This is a genomic window from Rufibacter ruber, from assembly GCF_014138425.1.
GTDB classification, from domain to species: domain Bacteria; phylum Bacteroidota; class Bacteroidia; order Cytophagales; family Hymenobacteraceae; genus Nibribacter; species Nibribacter ruber_C.
Genome location: NZ_JACJIQ010000003.1, coordinates 308,384 through 332,246, shown reverse-complemented (window position 1 = coordinate 332,246; position 23,863 = coordinate 308,384). Strand labels below are relative to the sequence as shown.

General features: G+C 47.7%; 19 protein-coding genes. 5 read left to right on the top strand and 14 right to left on the bottom strand.

The genetic code is table 11. The features are described 5' to 3' along the window. Positions 1 to 48 precede the first annotated feature (48 nt). The gene (locus FHS90_RS05570) at positions 49 to 1,143 is read right to left on the bottom strand and encodes a PAS domain-containing sensor histidine kinase (RefSeq protein WP_182512295.1); all 1,095 of its coding nucleotides are present in this window, start codon (positions 1,141 to 1,143) and stop codon (positions 49 to 51) included. A gap of 251 nt (positions 1,144 to 1,394) precedes the next feature. Between FHS90_RS05570 and FHS90_RS05565 the strand changes: the two genes are divergently transcribed. Further along, entirely contained in the window at positions 1,395 to 1,823 is a 429-nt protein-coding gene (locus FHS90_RS05565) for a response regulator (protein WP_153042875.1), read from the top strand. Positions 1,824 to 1,839: 16 nt separating this feature from the next. Here the strand turns inward: FHS90_RS05565 and FHS90_RS05560 are convergent, their stop codons facing one another. Further along, positions 1,840 to 2,280: a response regulator gene (locus tag FHS90_RS05560; protein WP_182512294.1), complete on the bottom strand. Its 441-nt coding sequence runs from the start codon at positions 2,278 to 2,280 to the stop codon at positions 1,840 to 1,842. 501 nt (positions 2,281 to 2,781) lie between these two features. Between FHS90_RS05560 and FHS90_RS05555 the strand changes: the two genes are divergently transcribed. Both FHS90_RS05555 and FHS90_RS05550 read left to right on the top strand, forming a co-directional pair. After that, positions 2,782 to 3,990, top strand: a complete 1,209-nt coding sequence (locus FHS90_RS05555) for a GAF domain-containing sensor histidine kinase (RefSeq protein ID WP_182512293.1) — start codon at positions 2,782 to 2,784, stop codon at positions 3,988 to 3,990. Between the two features lie 583 nt (positions 3,991 to 4,573). Beyond that, complete coding sequence (locus tag FHS90_RS05550) at positions 4,574 to 5,128, top strand: hypothetical protein (RefSeq protein WP_182512292.1); 555 nt, start codon at positions 4,574 to 4,576, stop codon at positions 5,126 to 5,128. Between the two features lie 414 nt (positions 5,129 to 5,542). Here the strand turns inward: FHS90_RS05550 and FHS90_RS22390 are convergent, their stop codons facing one another. From FHS90_RS22390 to FHS90_RS05510, 8 genes are all read right to left on the bottom strand, one after another. Then, positions 5,543 to 6,166, bottom strand: a complete 624-nt coding sequence (locus FHS90_RS22390) for a YqaE/Pmp3 family membrane protein (RefSeq protein WP_241498967.1) — start codon at positions 6,164 to 6,166, stop codon at positions 5,543 to 5,545. A gap of 387 nt (positions 6,167 to 6,553) precedes the next feature. Then, positions 6,554 to 8,197, bottom strand: a complete 1,644-nt coding sequence (locus FHS90_RS05540; protein ID WP_066833450.1) for an ABC-F family ATP-binding cassette domain-containing protein — start codon at positions 8,195 to 8,197, stop codon at positions 6,554 to 6,556. A 152-nt stretch (positions 8,198 to 8,349) separates the two neighbouring features. Then, the gene (locus FHS90_RS05535; RefSeq protein ID WP_066833452.1) at positions 8,350 to 8,763 is read right to left on the bottom strand and encodes a response regulator; all 414 of its coding nucleotides are present in this window, start codon (positions 8,761 to 8,763) and stop codon (positions 8,350 to 8,352) included. Between the two features lie 8 nt (positions 8,764 to 8,771). Next, complete coding sequence (locus FHS90_RS05530; RefSeq protein WP_182512291.1) at positions 8,772 to 11,306, bottom strand: PAS domain-containing sensor histidine kinase; 2,535 nt, start codon at positions 11,304 to 11,306, stop codon at positions 8,772 to 8,774. A 490-nt stretch (positions 11,307 to 11,796) separates the two neighbouring features. Further along, the gene (nhaA, locus tag FHS90_RS05525; RefSeq protein WP_182512290.1) at positions 11,797 to 12,975 is read right to left on the bottom strand and encodes a Na+/H+ antiporter NhaA; all 1,179 of its coding nucleotides are present in this window, start codon (positions 12,973 to 12,975) and stop codon (positions 11,797 to 11,799) included. A gap of 155 nt (positions 12,976 to 13,130) precedes the next feature. Continuing rightward, entirely contained in the window at positions 13,131 to 14,735 is a 1,605-nt protein-coding gene (gene treF, locus FHS90_RS05520; protein WP_182512289.1) for an alpha,alpha-trehalase TreF, read from the bottom strand. 178 nt (positions 14,736 to 14,913) lie between these two features. Beyond that, the gene (locus tag FHS90_RS05515; RefSeq protein WP_066833460.1) at positions 14,914 to 15,600 is read right to left on the bottom strand and encodes a potassium channel family protein; all 687 of its coding nucleotides are present in this window, start codon (positions 15,598 to 15,600) and stop codon (positions 14,914 to 14,916) included. Between the two features lie 11 nt (positions 15,601 to 15,611). Further along, positions 15,612 to 17,435: a TrkH family potassium uptake protein gene (locus FHS90_RS05510; protein WP_153042655.1), complete on the bottom strand. Its 1,824-nt coding sequence runs from the start codon at positions 17,433 to 17,435 to the stop codon at positions 15,612 to 15,614. 437 nt (positions 17,436 to 17,872) lie between these two features. Here FHS90_RS05510 and FHS90_RS05505 point away from each other — a divergent pair, with 437 nt between their 5' ends. Both FHS90_RS05505 and FHS90_RS05500 read left to right on the top strand, forming a co-directional pair. Next, a complete protein-coding gene (locus FHS90_RS05505) occupies positions 17,873 to 18,169 on the top strand; it encodes a sll1863 family stress response protein (protein ID WP_066833463.1) in 297 nt (98 codons plus the stop codon). 186 nt (positions 18,170 to 18,355) lie between these two features. Continuing rightward, positions 18,356 to 18,805, top strand: a complete 450-nt coding sequence (locus FHS90_RS05500; RefSeq protein ID WP_182512288.1) for a DUF2750 domain-containing protein — start codon at positions 18,356 to 18,358, stop codon at positions 18,803 to 18,805. Between the two features lie 152 nt (positions 18,806 to 18,957). Here FHS90_RS05500 and FHS90_RS05495 read toward each other — a convergent pair whose 3' ends face one another. From FHS90_RS05495 to paaN, 4 genes are all read right to left on the bottom strand, one after another. After that, positions 18,958 to 19,368 carry a response regulator gene (locus tag FHS90_RS05495; protein ID WP_182512287.1) on the bottom strand — a complete coding sequence of 137 codons (411 nt, stop codon included), beginning with the start codon at positions 19,366 to 19,368 and terminating at the stop codon, positions 18,958 to 18,960. Further along, the gene (locus FHS90_RS05490) at positions 19,361 to 21,265 is read right to left on the bottom strand and encodes a PAS domain-containing sensor histidine kinase (protein WP_281367869.1); all 1,905 of its coding nucleotides are present in this window, start codon (positions 21,263 to 21,265) and stop codon (positions 19,361 to 19,363) included. Before FHS90_RS05490 ends, FHS90_RS05495 begins: the two co-directional genes overlap by 8 nt. Before the next feature lie 340 nt (positions 21,266 to 21,605). Beyond that, positions 21,606 to 21,995 carry a hypothetical protein gene (locus tag FHS90_RS05485; RefSeq protein ID WP_182512283.1) on the bottom strand — a complete coding sequence of 130 codons (390 nt, stop codon included), beginning with the start codon at positions 21,993 to 21,995 and terminating at the stop codon, positions 21,606 to 21,608. 25 nt (positions 21,996 to 22,020) lie between these two features. Beyond that, positions 22,021 to 23,724: a phenylacetic acid degradation protein PaaN gene (gene paaN, locus FHS90_RS05480; protein ID WP_182512281.1), complete on the bottom strand. Its 1,704-nt coding sequence runs from the start codon at positions 23,722 to 23,724 to the stop codon at positions 22,021 to 22,023. Positions 23,725 to 23,863: the final 139 nt, after the last annotated feature.

Sequence of the window (23,863 nt, the reverse complement as noted above, 5' to 3'; positions counted from 1 at the left end):
CAAAAACAGGCCGAAAACAGGAATTGCCACACACCTCTTACCAGAGAATTATTCTTTGGGTATTTCCACATAAAAGGTGGAGCCGGCGTCCTCGGTGCTTTCAAACCAGACTTTCCCGTTGTGCAGTTCTACTATCTTTTTAATGATAGACATGCCTAACCCAATGCTCTTCTCGCCTTTGATGCCCTCCCGGCGGGAAGAGGTAAACTTGTCAAAGAGATTTGGCTTCAAACTGTCTGGAATTCCTATCCCATCATCGGTTACGGCCACCAGTACAGAATCTCCCTTGTCTTCTATTGCCACACTGATAGTGCCTTGGTCATACGTGAACTTAATGGCATTGGAGATTAGGTTGTTGAAGACCTGCATCATTTTCATGACATCCAGGTACATATATACGGGCTCACCTGGCAACACCAGTTCAAAGTTCTTGGCCAGCAGGCTTTCCCCCATCTGCTGGTAGTTTTCAATCATGATCTGCAAGCGTTGGCAGATATTCACCCGCTCTTTGTGCAGTACAATCTGGGAAGACTCCAGGAACTCATTGTCAATGAAATCCCTGATCAGATCAGATCCTTTCTTGGCGTTGTCTTTGATAAACTGAACCAGGTTCATTGCACTTGGCCCGGAGCCCTGCAGCAACTCCCCCTCCAGCAGTTCTACCATACCCTCTATGTTGGTGAAAGGGGCGGCAAGGTCATGTGAGAGAATTTCAAGGGTGGCGTTCTTCTTTGAGTTGAATTTAAGCAGATTTGCCTGATACTCTTTGTGGACAGTAATGTCTTCAGCAAAACCAGAAAGCAAAACCCCTTGCCCCTCTTCTAGCAGTTGGCAGTTCAGGCAGACCCATTTAGTCTCCTGGTAAGGCGCGTTAACCCTGAACTCCACGGCTTCCTGTGTTTTGGTGTCCAGCAGTTTTGCGTATTTTTCAAAAAGGAAGACCTTGTCTTCCTCATGCAGTTGCCCCAGCAGTTGGAGTACATCAGGGGTAGTAGCTTCGGGTATCCCAAACAACGTATAGAACGCCCTGTTCAAGTACCTGAAATGCTTGCCAGTGACATCATAAATAAAATATGCCTGCCCAAAAGTCTCTGCCACCCGCTCTACCAGTGTAGAATGGAAGACGCTCACATCACGTTTCATCTTTCGTTAATGGTTAGTGCATGAATACTAGCTGTTTATCATTCCGTGAAAAGACCCGGCTTTTCACTACCCGGACGTAAACGTAATCATGCTTGATTTTACATTGTTTTCAATGCCTGTAAATAGAAATCTATAAGTATAGGACTATTACTATTTTTGAGACAACCTGGTTGCTAAGAATCAATTATTTATTTTGCCTAGGTTTGTTTCTACTGAATCTTTACCTTTGGTTATACCACCTGTTCCCCTCTATGCCTGCATTAAAAAAAATAAATTCCCCTGGAGCTACCGTTGATGTTGGTGAAATTCTGGTCATAGATGATGACACCTCTAGTCTGTACCTCATTCAGGACTTGTTCCAGAGCATGGGTATGGGCAGTAAAGTAACAACGGCCACTTCTGCTTCAGAAGCATTAAAGGTTCTGAAAGAACGCGCAGGAACGGCCAAATTCCCAGAACTGATCTTGCTGGACATAAGAATGCCAGAAGAAGACGGATTTGGGTTTCTGGAGAAAATGGGCAAACTGAAGTTAACCGGGCCGGTAGAACCTAAAGTTGTGGTTTTGAGCTACTACGGCAGCCGGACTTACCAGGAGCGGGCATCACGGCTGGGGGTGGCGGCTTATCTGTTAAAACCCCTCACCAAGGAGAAGGTACTGGATTTTATCAGCCTCAACTAAGCCTCTCTGCCCCTGCCTAGGTTACGGCCTGAAGGCTGGAGGAGGCATCAAACTTAAAGTATTTGTCAAGAAGCTGCGCCAGCTTTTCTCTCTTTAAGGGCTTGTTCAGGAATTCTGCAATTTTGAACTGCTGGGCCAATTGTACATCTACCGGATTGGTGGAGGTGGTCAACATGATGATGATAGGGCGGCTGTTTGCCTGCAGGTTCATCCCCTCAAATTCCCTCAGAAATTCAAAACCGTCCATGACGGGCATCTTCACGTCCAGAAAGATGAGTTGCGGGCAGTCATCTGCGGGTTGGGTCACACACCTTTCTGTTATCATGTGCAAGGCCTCCCTCCCATTATGGGCTACCAGTACCTGATCTGCGCAGTCAAGCTTGTCAATCACATTTTTACTGATGAAATTGGCAGAATTGTCATCATCCACTAATAGTACGCAGTTTAATCGTTCCATCTCCAAGAAAATTTACAACTCCCGTAATTCTTTCTCCATTTTTACCAGCTTACAGCAAATGGTTCTTCACTTTTACTCTTTTTTAGGATTAAACGTTGTTTCAGAAATCTTTATTTATACGGTTCTTCCCCAAAATTCTTAATTTTGCCTTTACGGCAATGGGAGAAACTGATGGACACTATTGTTACCTGCTGCAACGGGGCCTGTAAACGCACATGCCCTATTGCTTTTATACTTTAGGAGGAGTTACCTTCAAGTTATAAACCGCGTCTGCAGCACCAAGCGCTCACCTGCTTCCCCTAATACTTTACATACGAACCAGGTTCTATTGTTTATACCGTTTGCCAAACAGTACATAGTGGCCACCCTCCAGCCTTCCGGCTACCTCAGAGAGAGACTAAACCGGTGAAGAATAAAGTTATTGATACAAATGTCTTACTACTCACCTACACGCCACTGGCTACTTTACCAGAACAGTTAGGTGCCAATTAGGTCACCCATATGATCTTACCTGCCATTCCTGAAAATGAAATAGAGAGACTGGAAGCCTTGTATCTATATGATCTGTTAGATACCCTCCCAGAACAGGATTTTGATGAGCTGACAAAGATAGCCACGGTCATTTGCCAGACCCCTGTCTCCCTCATTACCTTAGTAGACGCAAAAAGGCAGTGGTTCAAATCAGCACAGGGGTTAGAGGTAAGAGAAACCCCCAGAGAGTTGGCCTTCTGTGCCCACGCCATCAACAATGCCCAAGGCCCTTTTGTGGTGACAGACGCCACCAAAGATGAACGCTTTTATGACAACCCCTTGGTGGCTGAAGACCCCAAAATTGTATTCTACGCCGGGGTGGTGTTAAACACCCCTGAGGGCCTGCCACTGGGCACCATCTGCGTAATTGACACCAAGGCGAGGGAGTTGACCCAGGATCAGATAAAAGCCCTGGAAGCCCTGGCCAATCAGGTAATGGGGCAAATGGAACTCCGGAGAAAGAACCGGAGGCTGGAGTTACTGAACCGTGAGATCAGCATCTTGAACAGGAACCTGTCTGAGTTCTCCTACAGGGTTTCCCATGACCTGAAAACACCGCTCAGGGGAATCAATGCCCTTTCTGGCTGGCTTCTGGAAGAGTACAGGGAAAAACTGGATGAACAGGGAGTGGAGTACCTCACGTTGATCAACAAACGTTCTAACCAGTTGCACCACCTCACTGAAGGGATCTTGCAGTATTCAAAGGCCACCACCATTCAGGTACACCAGAAAGAAGAGGTTGATCTTACCCTGCTTATTCAGGAGGTGCTTGATCATTGTGAACCACCGGCACATTTTACCATCCATTACCCCACAGACCACCCTCGCCCGTCCTGCTTCCGGCTGGGGCTCTACCAGATCCTGCAGAACCTGGTCACCAATGCCATCAAGTACAATGACAAGCCGCAGGGAGAAATCCAGATTGACTATATACCGGCAGAGGCCGGGTTCCACCTAAGCGTAGGTGACAATGGCCCCGGCATACCGGTTGAGTTCAGGGAAAAGGTATTTCTTCTTTTCGAAACCCTGGGAAGCAAATCCAATCTAAAGGAAGGAAGCGTGGGAGTAGGCCTGGCAACGGCAAAATCGCTCACAGAGCGCATGGGGGGCACCATCCAGATCTGTGACAGGGAAGGGCAGCCATCTGGGGTTTGTTTTCAGATGTTCTTCCCTGGGTAAGAGCTTTTTTGGCATATAGTTTTAAAACTAGTCAGCGGGAGGCTCTGCCTGTACGGCAAGTCTGGTAGCAGCACACAAAATGTGATAAAAGCGGGAAGGCAGGATTCTGCTTGGCCCCTTCCCGCACCTAAGAAAACCTGAACAGACTTATTTTTTCTTTTTCAAAGGAAAAGGCTTTCTGTTTTCGGCTTGTTTTTGGAAAAACAGGCCGAAAACAGAATACCTCTCCAGCCTCCTGTGCCTTGAAACCGGTAATCTTTAAAAGCAGGCAGTGTCTCTACCCCTCTTTCTTATGTTGCCAATAGTGATTGCCCAATGCAGCTCTAAAACCGCAAATTGTTCCTGCACTCTGTAGAAGCTATACCAGATGGGTGAACGTTGCGTAAAACGGAGCGAACCACTCCACAAAATTACCTAGACAACAAAGCAGAAACCCTTTGTGACCACCCATTTCTTAAAGCAGGGTTCTGTCATCAACCTGCACCCTAAGCCAACGTCACCATTCCTGACAGAAACGAACATAGTCTTTGGGTTCCCGTAAGCACCTAGCACATAACTTGTTTAGGCCAAACATGTACCTGCTATGAAAAAGAGTATTACACTGTTTCTGTCACTTGTCGCCTCCTTCACAGCCCTCTGCCAGGATTTTCCGGTGGAAGGGAAAAAGAACCACATTGTCTATAGGGGGAATAAAAGAGATACGGTCAAAATTGACTATGACCTGAAGCCGAAAGTCAAAGAATGGCTCAAAGAAAATAAAGAAAAAGCCCATGGCTTTACCTTTCACCCAGAATCCAACACCTATACCGGCACCTTTCATACTGTGCTTAAATATGTTGATGCACTGGGGGTGGAGCAGCGGTATCCGTTGTATTTCACCATGAACCTTGCAGTGGTAGAAAGCAGCGTACTGAAAGAGAGCACCTACAGATATGAGCTCAAAGATTTTCAAGTACTGGGTAAAAAAAGGAAGGCGTTTCCCGCCGAACAGCTTTTGATCAACGGGGAGAATGATAAAAAAGACCAGATACCTGCTGAAAAATTACATGAGATACAGCTACAGGCCACCACTTTTATAGACAACCTGTTAGAGAGCCTCCACAAGAAGATGCTGGCCAGGGCAATTGCCCAAAATTAGCAGCCCCACCTCATTGTTTCTTTGCAGTAAATTTATGAAAGGGGAACGCTTCTTTTGCAGTGGTTATAAATCCCGCCCCCTTGTAGTTCATTTTCTAACCACTGGCAATCAAATTAAACTAGAAGTCATTTCTTAACCACTTCGGTAGGACTTGCAGCTTTCTACAACACAAATATTGTCTTTTGTTTTTGGCCTGTTTTTAGAAAAGCAGGCTAAAAACAGAAAAAGGCATTGGGTATAAACCATTGATGAGACAGCTTCTTAACAAGAAGGCCCGGCAGACTACATCTGCCGGGCCTTCTTGTTAGGATAAGTTTTACCCTGGAGCAATTCTAACCCATAGCTGCGTGAACAAAAAAAGGGGTAGGCTATGATATGCCTACCCTTTTTTTGTTCGCATAGATTTCAATATCACTAGATGGTATCAGTCACCACTAACAGGGCGTAGATCATACCTGGTATGTAGAATAGCAGGGTAAGCAAAAGGCTGATCCAGAAGCGGGAAGTGATGCCTTCATACAGACCAACGGCCAACGGCGGTATCAGAATAGCCAGTATAATCATAAGAATATTGCTGGAGGCATTGGCATCACGAAGGGTATTTTTTACCTCTTTCCTGAATTCGCGTTTCTCTGCTTTGGTCATGGAAGCCAGTTTTTCTTTGGCCATCACCAGCACCTCTTCTTCCTTGATAGTTTTCTTCTCAGCCGGGGCAACAGCCGGTTTCACCAGTGGGGCTTTGCTTTCAGAAAGGTTTCTTTTTTCAAAGAGCACAGGCTTGGGGGCTTCGGCACTGGCTTCCAGATGGGCTTCTGCCTCTAGCAGTGATTGACTCTCTGTGACAGAGGCCAGCTGCTCAGCAGCCGGGGCTGGGGCGGCTTGCTCCATCTCTGGGGTGGCTGCCGGCTTGGCTTTTGTTTTCTGGTAATAGTCTGGCTTGGTAGCCGAGAAGCGGTAGTACTCTGCAGTACTGCAAGAGAATAAAAATTGCCCTACGGTGAGTACTGCAATCAACTGTAGTAGAACTTTTGACTTCATAAAAAAAGAAATAAGGGTTAAACAAAAAGTATAGCCTTCCCCCTCTTCCTTTCTGCCGCGTTCATGAAGGCTACTTCTTTTACTCCCCTTTTGCCAGATAGTTCTACTGCCCTTTAAACTTTCTTCAATTTTTTATTAACATTCAAAAGTTTTGGAGCTTACTAGTTCATCCTCTGTCATGCTGAACGGAACCAGATCCCAAACCTGTCCTTCTACGTTTACCACCTTGGCACCAACTCTTTATGGATCTCAGAAAACTGGCTGTCAGGCCTTTATGACTCACTTGTCAGGCCTCCGCAACTTCTACAAAACTTAGCACCTTTGCAAAACATGGAAGAGGGCAGCCCTTGCGGGGCTGCCCTCTTCCATGTTTTGCAAAGGTGAAAATTACGCAGTCACTTTTCTTTCAATGTCCCTCAGGTTTTCCATTTTTTTGTTTCTCAGGAAGCCGTTAATGTCCTCAAAGTGCTCTTTTATGCGTTTGTTGCCAAACTCAAACACTTTTTCAGCTAAACCGTCCAGAAAATCGCGGTCATGGGAAACCAGGATTAACGTGCCGTCAAAGGCTTTGAGGGCATCTTTCAGGATATCTTTGGTTTTAATGTCCAAATGGTTGGTGGGCTCATCCAGAATCAGCAGGTTTACCGGCTGCAACAGAAGCTTTATCATGGCCAATCTGGTCTTCTCGCCCCCAGAGAGCATTTTCACCTTCTTGTCAATGGCATCACCACTGAACATGAACGCGCCCAGGATGTCTTTGATTTTGGTCCTGATTTCCCCCACGGCAATTTGGTCTATGGTCTGGAAGATGGTAAGGTCTTCATCCAGCAAGGCCGCCTGGTTCTGCGCAAAATACCCGATCATGGAGTTGTGCCCTAACTGAAGCTGCCCCTCATAGTCAATCTCGCCCATGATGGCTTTAATCAGCGTAGACTTCCCTTCCCCGTTCTTCCCTACAAAGGCCACCTTCTGGCCCCGCTCAATGGTAAGGGAAGCGTCCTGAAACACCGTATGCTCCCCGTACTTCTTAGTAAGGCCGTCTACAATAACGGGGTAATTCCCGGAACGGGGCGCTGGCGGAAACTTCAGGTTCAGGGCAGAAGTATCTACCTCGTCTACCTGAATGATTTCAATCTTCTCCAGCATTTTCACCCGTGACTGCACCTGCAGGGTTTTAGAGTAAGTTCCTTTGAAACGCTCAATGAACGCGGTGATTTCTGCTATCTCTTTTTGCTGATCATCATACTGGCGCTGCTGCTGCTCCCGCCGCTCTTTGCGCAGCTGCAGGTACTGGGTGTATGGCACCTTGTAATCATAGATCCGGCCCATGGTCACTTCAATGGTACGGTTGGTGATATTGTCTACAAAGGCTTTGTCATGGGAGATGACTATCACCGCTTTGGCGTTGTTTACCAGAAAATCTTCCAGCCACTGCACAGATTCAATGTCAAGGTGGTTGGTAGGCTCATCTAGCAGAATCAAATCTGGCTTCTGCAACAGGATCTTGGCCAGCTCAATGCGCATGCGCCAGCCCCCGCTGAATTCCCGGGTGGAACGGGCAAAGTCTGGCCGCAGGAAACCAAGCCCCAAAAGGGTCTTTTCTACTTCGGCGTCAAAGTTGATCTCCTCAATGGAATAGTATTTTTCACTCAGCTCTGAGACCTCTTCAATGAGTTTCATGTACCCGTCAGACTCATAGTCTGTACGCGTCTCCAGTTGGGTGTTCAGGTCCTCCATCTTCGCCTTCATCTCCAGGATATTGGCAAAGGCTTTAGACGCCTCTTCAAACACGGTACAGTTGTCTTCTGTGAGCAGGTGCTGGGGCAGGTAGGCAATGACCGCATCTTTGGGCGCAGACACTTTGCCTTTGGTGGGCTTGTTCACCCCGGCAATAATTTTCAGGAGGGTTGATTTTCCGGCCCCGTTCTTCCCCATAAGGGCAATGCGGTCGGTTTCATTGATATTGAACGTTACGTTACTGAAAAGCGCTGAGCCGTTGAACTCAACAGATACTGCGTCAACTGAAATCATCTTTTTGGGAAAATAAGGACGCAAAGATACTATTTAGTTCCCCTTGTTGTATATTCTTCACTTGCAGATAGAAACACAGGGGAAGGAACTCAGCACCCATACCTTCTCAATATCCGTTTTGGGGCTGTTTTCTGAAAAACAGCCCCAAAACGTCAAGCCTGCAGCTCGGCCTGTAACTGGCTGGATTGCATTTCCTCTAAGATAAGGGCAATGTCTTCCTGCTTGAGCGGCTTGTGCAGGAGCCGTTGCACCAGCGGGAACTCATTGCATTTTTCCAGATCAGACTTGGCCAACGATGATGTTAGAATATAGAACCTGCTGGTCTGCGCTAAGACAGGGGTGTACGGCTCTAACGCTTTTAAAAACTCCCACCCGTTCAAGACCGGCATCTCTAAATCTAAAAATACCAGCATGGGGGCTTTATGCGGAAGGGCCTGCACCACGGCCAGGAACGCCTCTTCTGCAGATCCAAAGGGAACCACCTGAGCACCCAGCCCTTCCAGGGATAGTAGTTGTTCTGTCAGAAAAAGACTGATGGGATCATCATCAATTAAAAATGTTTTCATGGGTATGCTTAACTCAGGGTGATTATAAAACGGGTTCCTTCATTCAATTTACTTTCAACGGCAATCTTCCCACCCATGGCCTCTACCTGGGTTTTCACAAGGTAGAGGCCTATGCCCCTGCCCTGTTTGTTTGTATGAAACCTCTTATAAAGTTTAAAGACATTGTTCCCGGCTTTTGCCTGGTCAAAACCAGTGCCGTTATCAGAGAAAATGATAGTCTTCCCCTCAGGAATGTGGTAAGCTTTGACTTCAATTTGCAACGGCCTGTGGTCTGACCGGTATTTGATGGCATTGGAGATGAGGTTATAGAAGATGCTGAACAGGTAGGCGCGGTCTGCCTTCACTGACAGACCAGTCTCTATGTCAAACCGCATGGAACCGCCGCAGCCGCTCAATGACTCCTGAAAATTCTGCCAGGCCTGCTCACAGATATCAGCCAGACTCACCGGTTCTTTTTCAAGCACCTCCTGTTTGTCTCTGATGGAAAGCACCAGACTCAGGTCCCTGAGAATGGTGTCTAATTTAAATACGCTTTTTTTGAGGTTGGCCAGCGCCTGTTCAAAGACGTCAGAGGTTTTGTCTACTTTGGTGAGCAAATCTGCCAGGCCCAACGCATTGGCCACTGGCGCCCGCAGGTTATGTGACACAATGTAGGTAAACTGTTGCAGGTCTCTGTTTTGGTGGAACAGGTCCTGGGTCATTTTAATCTGGCTGGCCTCAATCTCTTTTCTGAAGGTCACATCTGTTTGTATGGTGATGAACTTTGCAATCTGCCCATTTTCATCTAAAACCGGGGTGATATCCAGGTTCAGCCAAATCTTCTCCCCGTTTTTGCAGTAATTGAGGACTTCTTCAGAAACGGGCTGCGCAAGCTTCAGTTTTTCTAACATCTGATCTAGCACATGCCCGTCTGTCTCCGGCCCCTTTAACAGCTCTAAGGGAAATTCACCCACTACCTCCTCCAGCTCATAGCCCGTGATATTGGTAAAGGCCTGGTTAATCCATTCGGCCCGGCCTTCTGCATCTGCAATCATAACGCCGTTGCTGGTCTTGCTGGCTACCAGAGAGAGCTTTTCCAACTCCTGGCGTGACTTTATCTGCTCTGTGATATCTGAGAAGTAAACTGACAGCCCCTCTTCAGAAGGATATGCTTTTACTTCTAACCAAGCTCCCAGCTTCTCCAGGAAAGCCTCAAAATGCACCGTGGTTCCCGTGGCCATGGCATACTGGTACTGCCTGTAAAACTGCCCGCCCAGGTCCTCAGGAAACACATCCCATAAGTTTTTACCTAATTGGTCTCCTCCTGGGGAAAGGTTGAGGAGTTGTCTGAACTGATCGTTGATAAAGATAAAATTCCAGTGCTTGTCAACGGCGAAAAAAGCATCTGTTATGCTTTCAAAAACATTTTTCAACTCAGACGCCTGTTTCTGAATGGTTCTTTGGGCCAACGCCACCTCTGAGACATCCCGTAAAACAGCATACACCGCCATTACTTCTTCCCCCACCACAATAGGGATTTTGCTCAGGTGTAAGATAACTTTTTGCCCGCTCCCCCCCGGCAATTCTATCTCACAGGAGACTTTATTCCCCTCAAAGGCTTCCCGCAGTTTCTGCTCACAAACGGGGGCCACCTCGGGGGGCAAAAATTCAGACTGGTGCCTGTTCACCACTTCCTCCTTTGACAAGTGCAGCGTGTCCAGAAAAGTGGGATTGGCTTCTAGAATGTTCCCGTTCCGGTCTTCTACCAGAATCATATCTGGGTTATTCTCAAACAGAGCCCTGAATTGCTGCTCACGTTGCTGCAGCTGCTCCCTATGGTAGATTCTCTCCGTTATTTCCCGTGAGCTTAGCACCAGCGCATTGATATAGGGGTTCTGCAACTGATTTCTCCCAATGGTTTCTACCCACACCCAGTTGCCGCTTGCAGTCTTACATCTGAATTCAATGACAGAGGTATTCTCTTCTTCTGAAAGCTGTCGGAAAATATCTAAGATCCTGGGCTGGTCTTCTGGGTGCACAAAACTTAAGACATTTCTGCCAAGCAACTCTTCTAACCCATAACCCAGCGTGCGAAAAACAGCTCCCCCGCAGTGAAGGATCCCTCCCTGTGGGTCTACCAGGGCAAACATATCTGCTCCGCTTTCCATCAATGCCTTGTGAAGCTCCTCCTGCTTGCGAAGCTGTTGATGGGTTTGGCTCTGCTCTGCTGTCTTACGCCCTATACCAAAGTGCGCCTGATCTTCTTCCAGCCAGGAGAAAGACCATATCAGGTTAACTGGCGCACCATTTCTCTGTAGTAAACAATTCTCTAAAAAGTCTTTGGGTGTCTTTCCATTCTCTATCTGCTCCAGGTATTGCCCGGTCTTCTTCTGATCACGCGGGTGCACATGGGTTATGAAAGAGGTGCCTTCCAATTCTTTTGAATCATACCCTAGAATGGGAACAGCAGCTTCACTGACTTGTAGAATGTTACCGTCTATACCAATGGCACAAATTAAGTCAAACCTATTGCACATGATTTGATCCCTTACATTGAAAGCCATAGTACTCCTATTGGTATATTTACAGTTTTCCTGTTTGATTTTTTATAAAATAAATAGTTTTATAAAGATAGCTCTGTTATTTATTTAAGTCAATAAACTATTCTATAAATTGAATTTTAACTATACATAATCATATTTTATCCATTTCAAGCACCTCCTATAAACGTTATTTTTATTATGTTTAGTAATTGCACTTTAATAATCCTTCTCCATTATCAACCATAATACTGGCTTTAAAAACTACGGCATCAGGAGCCATTTAGGTAACTATGTTTATCATAAAAAAATGAAGTATTACTGTCTTTTAAGGCAGGTAGAAGTAAGAGAAAGATTAGTGGACACTTTATTTGATGAGTTTCCGGTTCTGTTTTAGGCCTGTTTTCTAAAAAACAGGCCTAAAACAGAATACCCTTAACAGAGACATAAGCGGTTGGCCCACAAGTGACGGGTCTAATTGACAGCGGCTGTCCCTAAGAATTACAAAGCGTTTTTATGCCTTCAGATTGCCAATGGCTTTCTTTAAGACTAAAAAGCCTGCCAATCCGCTGATAAGGGAGGCCACCAGAATAGCAAACTTGGCATTGGTCTGCCATTCCTGGTTACTGAAGGAAAGCAGCGCAATAAAGATAGACATGGTGAAACCCACGCCAGCCAATAGCCCCACCCCCAGCATCTGCCCCCACTGCACCCCCTCAGGAAGACTGCTGATCTTAAGTTTCACCGCCAGCCATGACATTACCAAAATGCCCAAAGGCTTGCCCAGGCACAGCCCCAACAGAATACCCAAGCCTAGTTTGTTTGTTAACCCCTGCAGCATTCCGGCCTCAAACTGTATGTTGGTATTCACAAATGCAAAGATGGGCATGATCAAGAAATTGACCGGCTTTACAATGGCATGCTCCAGCTTCTCCAGCGGACTTTCGTCGGCGGTGGGGTTGGTAGGTACCGTAAGGGCCGTCAGTACGCCAGCAATAGTGGCATGAACCCCTGAGTGGTGCACAAAATACCACATGACGGCTCCGGGGATCAGGTAAAAGACCAGGCTTTTGATACCCAGTTTATTGAAGACAATGAGTAAGGCAAAGATTCCCCCAGCATAAAGCAGCGCATCTACATGCAGCTCTTCTGAATAGAATACGGCAATCACTACAATCGCCACCAGATCATCTACAATGGCCAGTGCGGTTAAGAATATGCGGAGGCCCAAGGGCACCCGCCGGCCTAAAATAGAGAGAATGCCTATGGCAAAGGCAATATCAGTAGCCATTGGAATTCCCCAGCCGGCTGCGGTTTCAGAGTTGTTGTTAATGGCATGGTATATCAAAGCGGGCACAACCACCCCGCCTATGGCCGCTAAAACGGGCAAAGACGCCTGCCTGACAGAAGCAAGCTCCCCTTCTATCAGCTCCCGCTTAATCTCCAGGCCTACCAGTAAAAAGAAAATTGCCATTAAACCGTCATTCACCCACAAAAGCAGGGAGTACTGAAGGTCTATCCCGGCCGGCCTCCCCCCTATTTCAGTGGCAAGAAGCGTTTCCAGTTGGCTGCTTAAAGGAGAATTGGCAACAAGAAGAGAAACCGCTACAAAAAACAGGAGAATGAACCCTCCTGCGGAGGCTGACCTGAAGAAATTCTTAAAAACTGTTAAATTGATGAGTTGACGGATCATAAAGAATGGGTTGAATTGTACTGAGGCACTTGCTTCTCCACTTCCCTTTCCCTCCTGACCTATCTTCTAAGGTACTCTGTCCTAGCCAAAACGTTACGCTTTCGCCTTGATTCAAAAGATAATCCTAGTTTTTGAGAAGCTTTTGCAAAACACTGTTATTTCATTGTTGCCTGCTTTTGCAGAAGCCGAAGCAGTACGCCGTTAGTCCAGCCAAACCCATCTTGGTTAGGGTACTCTCCCCCACCGCCCTCTTCACCAGCAACCTCCACGTTATATTTCTCGGTTAGTTTACCGGTACGCTGGTACACCTGCACATTCTGCTCAACCCAACGCTGGGCAATGGTATTGGCGAGTGGGTGATGCTTGTATGCCCTTAACCCTTGAATGCTCATCCATTGCAGCGGGGCCCATCCGTTTGGGGCATCCCATTGCTGGCCCGTATGGTTCAAGGTGGTGGCAAGCCCCCCCTGCTGCAGAAATTCATCCTTTAAACGTTGGGCCACCGCCTCGGCCTGGGCTTTTGTGGCGATGCAGAAAAACAGAGGCGCCACCCCGGCCAGGGTAGCCACGTTTGACGTAGTTTGCTTTTTCAAATCATAGTCAAAGAAAAACGCCCCGGCCTCACTCCAGCAGTATTTTAAAATTGCGTTTCTGCGGGCTTCTGCCATACGCCGGTAGTGACGCTCCTTAGACTTGTTATCTTGCAAATGGGCCATATCTGCCAGCGTGAGCTCCATGTGGTAGAGTAGGCAGTTTAAATCAACCGGTACCAACTCCGTTGTCCTGATGGCAGCAAGGCTTTTACCATCTCCAAACCACCTGCTGCTAAAATCCCAGCCAGATTCTGCGGCGGCTCTCAGGTCCCGGTACACCTCCTGCTCGTTTCGGCCGGAGGCGTGGGCCACCTCTACATCTTCCTTGTAGGCTTCTGGCCTGGGGGAAAGGTCATCATCCCAGTACCGGTTTAGGATGCTCCCGTCTGGGAGCCTGACCACCCTTCTATGGGCTGGGTTCTCACTGCTCAAACTTTTGGCCCCCTCCATCCAGAAGGCATACTCTTTCAAGAGCACGGGAGCGTAAGACGTTAAAACCTCCCGCCCTTTTTCCTTCGCCAGAATTCGCAACATCAAAGCAAAGAAGGGCGGTTGAGACCTGCTTACATAGTAACTGCGGTTGCCGTTGGGGATGTGCCCAACGGTATTGATCAGGTAGGCGAAATTATCTACCATGTGCTGTATAAGCGCTACCTCTCCGCTCTCCTGGAGCCCCAGCATGGTAAAGTAGGAGTCCCAATAGTAGATTTCCCTAAACCTTCCGCCAGGAACCACATAGGGCTTGGGCAACGGAATCAGGGAACTCTGCTCAGGGCTGGGCTGCCGGGTGAGCACGGGCCAAAGGCTTTTTATATGGTCTGCCACGGGTCTACTGGGGTCTGATTGGAAGTTGGTGGCAAAGGCGGGCGGCATCTCAAAATAGGTCAGCACAAAGCCTTTCAGGTCAAATCCTGCTTTACTTTTTTCCTGTTCATACGCCTGCAGGATTTTCTCAGGAGGTGCCTTGGGAATACAGTCAGTGAACGTTTTAGAATCTGGAAAGACCGGCTGCAGCTGAACTGCCTTAAACAACGGGCCCAACTGCTCATGTGGCCTGTATTGAGCCAAAACCCCTGCTTGCAGGCTGGCCCAAAGCAATACGGGAAGTATAATTCTAAACAGGAAAAACAGACGGGTAAAAGACGCGGCAGAGACAATGTGCTTCATGTACTTGAGGTAGTTTGCTCCTCTATTGTACGCACAAAGCCTTCTTTCCGGATATAATCTGGGTATCACGCCAGGCAAACGGGTTCTGTTTTCGGGCTGTTTTTGCAAAAACAGCCCGAAAACAGAACCCGCTCCAAACTTCATTATGGCGTAAGATCAGCCTAGCTGAAAAGTGGAACTACCTTTCATGCAGCAACCGGTCAATGTCTTGAATTTTGCCAAATACCACCAGAATGTCTCCTGCCTCAAAGACGGTGTCACCACTCACCACCCCCAAAACGGTTGGCTTAGGCTGGGACCGGCCAAAGATGTTCCGGCTCTCCTTGTTGCGCAGAATGGTCAGCACGTTGACCTGGTAGCGCGCCCTGAAGTCTGACTGAGCTATGGTTAAGCCCACATACCGCTCAGGCACGGTGGCTTCAATGATGTTGTAGTCTTCTGCCAGGTCAAACGAATCAATCACCCCGCGCATCTCCAGCTTCTTGGCCAGCCGCTCTGCACTTTCCTGCTCCGGCCTGATAATCTGATCTACCCCTATGGCCTCTAACACGGTCTGGTGCAGCGGAGAAATGGCACGGCAGATCAGGCGTTTCACCTGCAACTGCTTAAAAATAGCGGTAGCCATGACAGAAGCGCCTAAATCCTCGCCTATGCCCACCAGCACCACGTCTGTCTCAGCGGTAGGCAAGGTAGAAAGCGACTGGAAATCACTGGCATCCAGACAAACCGTGTGCGTCACCTGGTCTTTGTAGAACTCCACCTTCTGCATATCCCGGTCCACGGCAATGACCTCATGCCCCATTTCGGTGAGCCGGATGGAGAGGGAGGACCCAAAGTATCCTAATCCTATGACAATGTATCGCATAGCGCAAATTTTTACGTGATAATGATGGTTTCTGTGGGATAGCGGTACCGCAGCGTTGAAACCTTTCTCAACAAACCAATGATGAGGGTCAGGGTGCCCACTCTCCCTAAAAACATGGTTACAATCAAAACAACTTTGCTGGGGGTGCTCAACAGGGAGGTGATCCCCACTGAAAGCCCCACCGTGCTAAAGCCTGAAAAACACTCAAAAGCCACGGCCGCCAACCCCAGCTGCGGGTCAAAGAGCGTCACCAGGAAGACAGAAAGGCCAATCACCAGCAAGGACAGCAGAATGATGGCGAAAGCTTTGTAGACAGACTCCTGCTCAATTTCACGCCTGAACACCTCTACCCGGTCTTTGCCCCGGGCCAGGCTGATAATATTGAGAATGGCAACTGCAAACGTGGTGGTTTTAATACCGCCCCCCACAGAGGCAGGGGAAGCCCCTATCCACATTAAAAGGAGATACAGCAGAACCGTGGGAGCGGTCAAGGCCGCCATATCAACGGTATTGAAACCAGCGGTACGGGGAGTAACCGAACCAAAAAATGCCCCCACTATCTTACCGGCCAAGGTGTGCTCTGCCAGGGTGTTGTTGTATTCCAGCAGAAAATACAGCACCATGCCCACCACCAGCAGCACCAGCGTGGTGATTGTGACCAGAAGGGTGTTTACATTCAGCACCCGCGGAGTATGCTTTACCGTTCTTTGATTACGGAATCTGTTGTACAGGCGAAGGAACAACTGCCGCACAAACCGGTACAGGTTAAAAACAATTGGAAACCCTAACCCCCCCATGATCACCAGAAAGGCAATAACCAACTGCAGCGGGTAGTTAAACCGGATCATGGGGTCATAAAGCCCCATGCTGAGGGTAGAAAAGCCGGCATTACAGAAGGCAGAGACCGCATGGAAGAGGGAAAAGCTGATCCTGTCTGGCATCAGCTCACTGGACAGGGGTTCCAGGCAGAGATAAATCAAGCCCGCGCCCAGCAGTTCAATGCCCAGGGTAATGGTGACTATTTTGAAAAGGGTTCTGGTAATCTGGCTCAGGTTGTCTTCATTGAGCCAGTCCCGCATGAACAGGGAACTCTGCAGGGAGGAACCTTTGAAAAAGATCCCAAAGAAACTGGCAAAGGTCATAATGCCCAGCCCGCCCACTTGAATCAGAATAAGGATCATCACCTTGCCCGTAGGCGTAAACACCGTGGCCGTGTCAAGGGTGATCAAACCGGTCACGCAAACGGCGCTGGTGGCGGTGAACACCGCATCAATAAACGAAATCCCTTCATACGTGGCCTGCGGCAGGAGCAGCAGCCCGGTACCCACCGCCACCAGAAAGACAAAACTCAGGATAAACAACTGCGCCGGATGAAAAGAGGGACGGTAGAAAAGCAATGTCTTCTTAGAGATCTCTACCAGAAAGACATAGAAAATAACAAAGTAGATGACTTGCTCACTGTCAAAGAACCGCAAGAGGGTACTGGCACTGGTGATCTGATTCTTCAGTATAAAACGGGCAATAACCGCCACTGCCATAAAAGACAGCAACAAACCTTCAAAAATAAGGGAAGGGCGTCTGGACAGCTCCTTCCGCATGAGGTAGGTTCTCACCCCCAAACTTCCCAGAACTGTCAGGAAGAAGGCATGGTAGAAGTAATGAAGCAGCGTTGAGGAGGACTCTTCTTTTTCAAAGCCAATGTCATACAGAAAAAGCAACAGCCCGAAACTGCTAAAGTAAAGAAGGAACGAATCAAGAAAAGACACTATGCGGGGCGACTGGCCCAAAATGGCCAGCGTGGGGGAGTGTTTTATCCTGTCCTGCTTATTCTTCATGCTTTAATATATAACGAAAAAATGGCGCGGGTGGCCAGGGGCCCGTATTTGTTTTAACTGTACCCTTAACTAAATAGTAATGCACTTTCTATGCCTCTTTTGAGCCCCATACCTGCATTCTGAAGCTGATCAAAAGTTCTGGAAGCCCTCTCCTAACACTTGGGCTTTGCTTTACGAGTTTTACTGGACAAGGAATGTCTTTCGTTTTTGGCCTGTTTTTTAAAAAGTAGGCCAAAAACAGAAAAGCAAGCTGGCCTACTCCAGGCTGGTGACAACTTCCAGGCAGCCTTACGGATTTCTATTGCCGCGCAACGCCCAACCTGCCCTACTTCTTAGACGTTACCCAAAAGGCATTTAGGCAAATGTAGGCAAAGCAGAACATTTTTACCGATTGCCAGTAATTTAAATGCAACCACAGAACCTTAAACCGAAAAACTATGGATACTTATAACCTTCGCCCGGAGAACATGCGGGCCCCAGAACACTTAAACGAGAAGGAGGCCAGACAAAGTTTAGAGGAACTGGACGCCAAGATAAAAGTGCTGAAAGGCCGGGCCAACGCCACCACCGCCGACTCTAACCACACCTACCATGAGCACATTTCGGCCTTAGAGGCCAAACGCACTCTGATTGCGCAAAAGCTAGAAAGCTCCTCTACGGCCACTGAGAGCACCTGGCAGGAAATCAAGAAAAGCCTGGAGGAGCTAGGCGAAGGAATCAGGAAACTCTTTTAAAATCCTGGGAACAGGCAACTCTTTTTATACGGTTGAAACTCTCAGTTTCTGTTTTAGGGCTATTTTCCTAAAAACAGGCCGAAAACAGAAACCTGTAGGCTAGTTCAGAGAGCCAGGCTGGCCATTACAGTAACAGGCGTTCTACCTGGGACTACACTGTAGTTAGCGGTAATCTTAAAAAATGAAATGATACAGGATTCTTTGATTATCCCTCAAAGACACGAGCGATTCATTAAAAAGATTTGCGAAACAGAAATTGTCATTGGACTTGAAAGTGAAGAAGGGTTCGCTACGTCAAGCTCAAACGATTACGAGGACGAGGATGAAAATCCTATACAGATGATTTGCTTCTGGTCAGAAAAGGCATTGGCAAAGGCCTGCGCTAAGGACGGATGGGCAAACTATACACCAACTGAAATACCTCTCTCAGAATTTTTGGAAAACTGGTGTGTAGGCATGAACAATGACGGACTTCTGATAGGGACTAATTTTGACCAGAACATGTTCGGCCATGAAGTTGAGCCATTTGACCTTATACTTGAAATAATAGCGGAATTGAAAAGCTCTGGCAAGAACCTTGACTTGCAAAAGTTTGAAGATATAGAAGACTTGGAGACGCAAGTCAAAGAATTGTAAAAAAAGCCTACCGCTAACAAGGTATAAACGTCACCCTTCGGCCAACGGCCTCGCGCGTTGTTCATATTAGCCGTTAGAGCAGAAGACCCTAAAAAGAAGCAGGCGGAGATTTGATGAATCTCCGCCTGCTTCTTTTTGGTCAGCTAACCTCCTTATTGCACGGAGTGCTGTTCCGTAATGATATTGAGAATATCTGAGGTCAGTGGTTTTGAGAAGAAATCCCTCACCTCTAGAAGGTTCTTGGCATGGGTAATGTCATTCTTATCTACGGCTGAGGACAAGACAAACAAAAGGCAGTCCTGGGTCAGGTGCTCAGGGAGCTTGCGGTATTCCTCAATAAACTCCCAGCCGTCCATACCGGGCATGTTGATATCCAGAAAGATAATCTCCGGAAAATCCTCCGGGTTTTCAGCCACAATCTTTGACAGGGTGTCTAGCGCCTCTTCTGCCCATAAAAAGCTGGATACCGATTCAGCAAACTGCTGATTTTTGATCACGCTTTCACACAGGAAGTTATGGATCTCATCATCATCAATCAAAAAGACTTTTTGATACTTACTCATCTTTTGGTGGCGCTTGTAAAAATATCTTAAATGTTGAACCCTCTCCTACGGCACTATCCAGGTCTACCCAGCCGCCCAGCGTCTCTACCTGGGTCTTTACCATGTGCAGCCCCAGGCCTTTGCCTTCAATATAGGGGTGAAACCGCCGGTACAGCCCAAAGACTTTATGCCGCTGTTTTGTTAAATCTATTCCCAACCCGTTGTCTTTCAGCAGCAGACACAAATAGGAATCTGAAAATACAGTTTTAATATGAATTTCCAAACGGCGATTAGGGTCTCTATACTTTATAGCGTTGGAGATCAGATTCAAAAAAATACTGTTCACATACCCTTTCACCCCCAAAACCTCTCTCCCCTCATAAAAATCTGAGGTAACAAGGGCATCACAGCCGCTAATTTGCAGGGCCAGGCTTTCCAGCACATCTTTGAGGCTCTCCTTGAGGTCTACCACCTCCATCTTCTGATCAGCCTGGCTTCTGATAGTGAGAATCTCATTTAAGTCTTTGATGGTTGCGTCTAACCGAAGGCTGGTTTTCTCCAGTTTACTGATCAGCACGCTATTGATAGGGTCAAGCGGATTTACCCTGTTGTAGAGGCTGGTAAGGCCTACTATGTTGGCTACTGGGGCCCTAAGGTTGTGAGACACTATATAGGCGAACTGCTGCAGGTGTTTGTTTTGCCGTGCTGTTTCTTCTGTGAGGGTGGCTTTTTCCTGCTCTGCCTTCTTGCGCTCCCCTATCTCCCTGATGGAGGTAAAGCTGTAACTCTGCCGGTTGTAGACAAAGTGGTTCCAATGCATTTCTACCGGGTGCAGCTCCCCGTTGCTGGAGATGAGAAAAGTCTCTAATGTCAGGCTTTTTTGGTTCTCCAGCAGCTGCCAGTGCCCCTGCCACTCATTGGCCTCAAACATGGGGGCAATGTCAAACATGGTTAACTGCTCCAGTTCCTCGGCCGCGTACCCTAATAATTTGCAGCAGGCGCGGTTCACCCGTAGAATGCCTGAATCAGGTTTGACCCAGATAAATGCCTCAGATGCCCTTTCAATGGAAAAGTCAGAGAATTTAAGGCCTTCCTCTGCCTTTTTGCGGGCGGTTATATCACTCAGGCTCCCGTTGAGCCGTACCATCACGCCCTTTTCATCTAAGATAGCCGAGCAATGGGTGATAGCCCACTTCTCCTCCCCGTTGATTGTCCTGATCCGGTACTCCAACTGGAACTGTTCACTTGATTTTTTAATGTTGGGCAGGGCAGCCTCAAACAGATGACGGTCTGCCGGGTGAACCAGATTGAACCACAAGTACTTGTCCTGGTAGAAATCTTCTGGAGAATACCCTAGAATAGAATTGCATTGCGGGCTCACATAGATCATCTCCATGTTCCCGTTGAAAGAGAAAACTATTTCTACAATGTTGTTGAGAATGGTCTGTGCCTTTGTTTCTGATTCCCGCAACTGCAGTTCGGCCTGCTTACGGGCAGTAATGTCATTGGCCACCACTAACCGGCGGGCAATTCCTTTATCAGGGGGGAGCACGTGGGAGCAAACCTCCACAAACAACAAGGAACCGTCCCGTTTAAGGTGCACCCATTCGCCGGCATGGTTCAGGTCATTTCTCTGGCTGGAGACTTCTTTGATCAGGGCAGTAAGTTGTTCCTGGGGTCTGATGTCCTTAATGGTCATCTTCAGGAATTCTTCTTTAGAATACCCATACAGACTGACAGCTGAGTTATTGACCATTAAAAACCGCAGGCTGTCTGTATCAAACACCCACATTGGGAGCGGATTGTTTTCAAAGAGCAACTTGTAATAGTTTTCCCCCCCAAACCCAGCATCTCCTACAGCCCCGGCTATAAGGTCATGAGAAGTGGCCGCCCTCCTATTTTGCTTTATGTTCCCCATCTGCTGGTGACCTTAAAAACTATACAAAGTTATATAGACAATTTTCTATTCTATGATAAAATACAGGGGGAATGTATTGTAGGCCGGTGAACATGCAGCTTTCTTTAAAGGCTAACAGAAGAGTAAAATTACTTCCCTTCCCCTGCTCCCTATTGAGGCTAAAAATCAACCGTGGTGTAAGTTATAATTTAACAGGTGTATTTAAAATAATATTAGTCTCTTTTCACTTTTTCTCCTGCTAACACCCAATTTTAACAAGGATATTTTAAAATGAGGCTCAGGAAGGAAAGGGGCTGCCCATTTTGCCTTCATGTTTTCTCCTATTTTAGGGCGGCCCATGTCAGGCTATGGCAATCACCCAAACAGAAGGCTGGAATGCTTTCCTGTTTTTGGCCTGTTTTCCCAAAAACAGGCCAGAAACAGAGCGCCCCCTACCCGTGCAGAACCATAACTCTTCATCTTGCATAAATGGGACAGGTTTTAGTAGTAAGCCTCCTCCCTTATAGCGTAAGCGGTAAGGAGCAGTAGCATTTGTGCAATCTGGCAAGGGGAGCAGCGCCCTCAGGGGTAGCTCAACTATTTCTTTTATAGGTTCTCCAGCTTTTGGAGGAGGTAAAACCTGTATAGACAAACTCATCTTGAGCAGGAATAATCTTAAGAATACAAATGAAACGTTCCTGTTTTCGACCTGTTTTTTGAAAAACAGGCCGAAAACAGGAACAGAGTTCAAGAGAGGTTGTAAAGGGAATGGCCGGTTATTGCTGAACAGGCTCTCTAAACCCTACCCAGGTGAACCGCTTGATCACAAATTCTGGGTTTGTGAAAGAAGCATTCCCAGCGGGGTTCCCCCCCGTCACGTGAAAGTCAGAGAAACTGGCGTTCTGGTTCAGGAAGATACCGCCGGTCAGGTTAAAAGACACCGGTGTACCCGCCAGCCCCATCTGGTCCATGATCAGCTCCTTCATCTCCTGATCAGTAGTGTACGCGCCGCATGAAATAGCACCGTGTTCTAACGCCATTTCCTTGGCCAACGCCACAGATTCTTGGGTGTTCTTTGTTTTAATGACCAGCGCAATTGGCCCAAACAACTCTTGGCTGTACACCTCTCTGTCCTCACTGTTCACTTCATAGAGAACCGGGGTGCAGATACGTGCCTTCTCAAAACTGGGGTTGCTGATCTCGCAGGTATCAAGCAGGCTGCGCCCTTTCAGGGAGCTTAACTCTTTCACCCGCTGTTGGGTCACCTGGTTCTGGATAGCCCCCAGCACATGCGGACCCGCCTTGGGGTTGTTAACCACCTGCGTAACGGCTTCACCTAATTTGGCAACCACCTCCTCATAAGGCACCTGCACACCGGCAACCGTTATACCACCCTCCGGAATGAAGAAGTTCTGTGGGGCCGTACACATCTGCCCGGAATATAAGGTTAAAGAGAAGGCCAGGTTCTGCATTACCTTGTCCAGGTCTTCAACAGAATCAAGAATCACTGAATTCACCCCGGCCTTTTCTGTAAACACTGTTTTTTTGGCAAGGCTTTCCAGGTAGTTGCCGAAAGCGGAGCCACCGGTGTAGTCAATTATTTTTACCAGAGGGTGCTCCGCCAGCTCTTTGGTGATGAGTTTTTCTGCAGGGTCAACGGCAAGTTGGCAAATGGCCGGATCCAGACCGCATTCTGCCAGCACCTTTTGCACCTCTGCCACCACAATGGCAATAGGCAAGACCGCTTTGGGGTGCGGCTTTACAAGAACGGGGTTTCCGGTGACCAAACTGGCATACATGCCAGGCACTGTGTTCCAGGTGGGGAAGGTGGAGCAACCAATAACCAGTGCCAGGCCTTTGGGTACCGGTTTCCAGGATTTCTGCAGTTTCAGGCTGTATTTTCCCATAGGCTTTTCCCATACCTGCTGTTCCGGGAAACGGGTCTGCTCCTCATACCCTGCCGCAACGGCCTCCAAGGCGCGGTCAGCGGCGTGCGGACCAGAGGCCTGAAAAGACATCATGAAGGCCTGCCCTGTAGTATGCATAGTGGCATGGGCAATTTCAAAGAATCTGCTTTTGACGCGCTCCAGGGTTTCAATGAGCAAGGCGGCTCTCTGTGCGGGAGTTACCTTGCGCCACGTGTCAAACGTGTTCTGCCCGTTCTTCACCAACGTCTCTACCGGGTAGTAAGGGTAAGAAACCCCAATGGGCGCCTGTTCATACGGAGACTCCTCCTGCCCAACCCAACCGGCCGGCTCTCCTTGCTGCAACTCATTGAAGTGTTTTCCTGTTAGTTGTTTGTAAGCTTCCAATCCGGCCTGGTCTGCTCCTTCGCCGTATATGGCGGGCGAGGGGTTCTCAGGGTATTGGGAAAAGAAAGTACGTTCATGAATGGCTTGAACAGCCCGGTCAAGAACAGTTTTATGTTTTGTCACCAGTTCAGGCAAGACAGCATTCTCATGTACGGTGGTAGTGGTCATAGATTTGAACAATTTATTGGTGATTACACGTACTCTTCAAAACTTAAATCTAAAACGAAAGTTATTAACTAACTACTAAACGTTAGCTTAATTTAAACCGCCTATTTCCATCATTTAACCTGTTAGCGACATAATCAAA

Excerpts from the sequence above, each read along its gene's own strand:
- FHS90_RS05530 (WP_182512291.1), bottom strand. The coding sequence starts at position 11,306 with ATGGCTTTCAATGTAAGGGATCAAATCATGTGCAATAGGTTTGACTTA.
- FHS90_RS05490 (WP_281367869.1), bottom strand. The coding sequence starts at position 21,265 with ATGGGGAACATAAAGCAAAATAGGAGGGCGGCCACTTCTCATGACCTT.
- FHS90_RS05565 (WP_153042875.1), top strand. The coding sequence starts at position 1,395 with ATGCCTGCATTAAAAAAAATAAATTCCCCTGGAGCTACCGTTGATGTT.
- FHS90_RS05550 (WP_182512292.1), top strand. The coding sequence starts at position 4,574 with ATGAAAAAGAGTATTACACTGTTTCTGTCACTTGTCGCCTCCTTCACA.
- paaN (WP_182512281.1), bottom strand. The coding sequence starts at position 23,724 with ATGACCACTACCACCGTACATGAGAATGCTGTCTTGCCTGAACTGGTG.
- nhaA (WP_182512290.1), bottom strand. The coding sequence starts at position 12,975 with ATGATCCGTCAACTCATCAATTTAACAGTTTTTAAGAATTTCTTCAGG.
- FHS90_RS05535 (WP_066833452.1), bottom strand. The coding sequence starts at position 8,763 with ATGAAAACATTTTTAATTGATGATGATCCCATCAGTCTTTTTCTGACA.
- FHS90_RS05555 (WP_182512293.1), top strand. The coding sequence starts at position 2,782 with ATGATCTTACCTGCCATTCCTGAAAATGAAATAGAGAGACTGGAAGCC.
- FHS90_RS05515 (WP_066833460.1), bottom strand. The coding sequence starts at position 15,600 with ATGCGATACATTGTCATAGGATTAGGATACTTTGGGTCCTCCCTCTCC.
- FHS90_RS05570 (WP_182512295.1), bottom strand. The coding sequence starts at position 1,143 with ATGAAACGTGATGTGAGCGTCTTCCATTCTACACTGGTAGAGCGGGTG.
- FHS90_RS05510 (WP_153042655.1), bottom strand. The coding sequence starts at position 17,435 with ATGAAGAATAAGCAGGACAGGATAAAACACTCCCCCACGCTGGCCATT.
- FHS90_RS05540 (WP_066833450.1), bottom strand. The coding sequence starts at position 8,197 with ATGATTTCAGTTGACGCAGTATCTGTTGAGTTCAACGGCTCAGCGCTT.
- FHS90_RS22390 (WP_241498967.1), bottom strand. The coding sequence starts at position 6,166 with ATGAAGTCAAAAGTTCTACTACAGTTGATTGCAGTACTCACCGTAGGG.
- FHS90_RS05500 (WP_182512288.1), top strand. The coding sequence starts at position 18,356 with ATGATACAGGATTCTTTGATTATCCCTCAAAGACACGAGCGATTCATT.
- FHS90_RS05560 (WP_182512294.1), bottom strand. The coding sequence starts at position 2,280 with ATGGAACGATTAAACTGCGTACTATTAGTGGATGATGACAATTCTGCC.
- FHS90_RS05495 (WP_182512287.1), bottom strand. The coding sequence starts at position 19,368 with ATGAGTAAGTATCAAAAAGTCTTTTTGATTGATGATGATGAGATCCAT.
- treF (WP_182512289.1), bottom strand. The coding sequence starts at position 14,735 with ATGAAGCACATTGTCTCTGCCGCGTCTTTTACCCGTCTGTTTTTCCTG.
- FHS90_RS05505 (WP_066833463.1), top strand. The coding sequence starts at position 17,873 with ATGGATACTTATAACCTTCGCCCGGAGAACATGCGGGCCCCAGAACAC.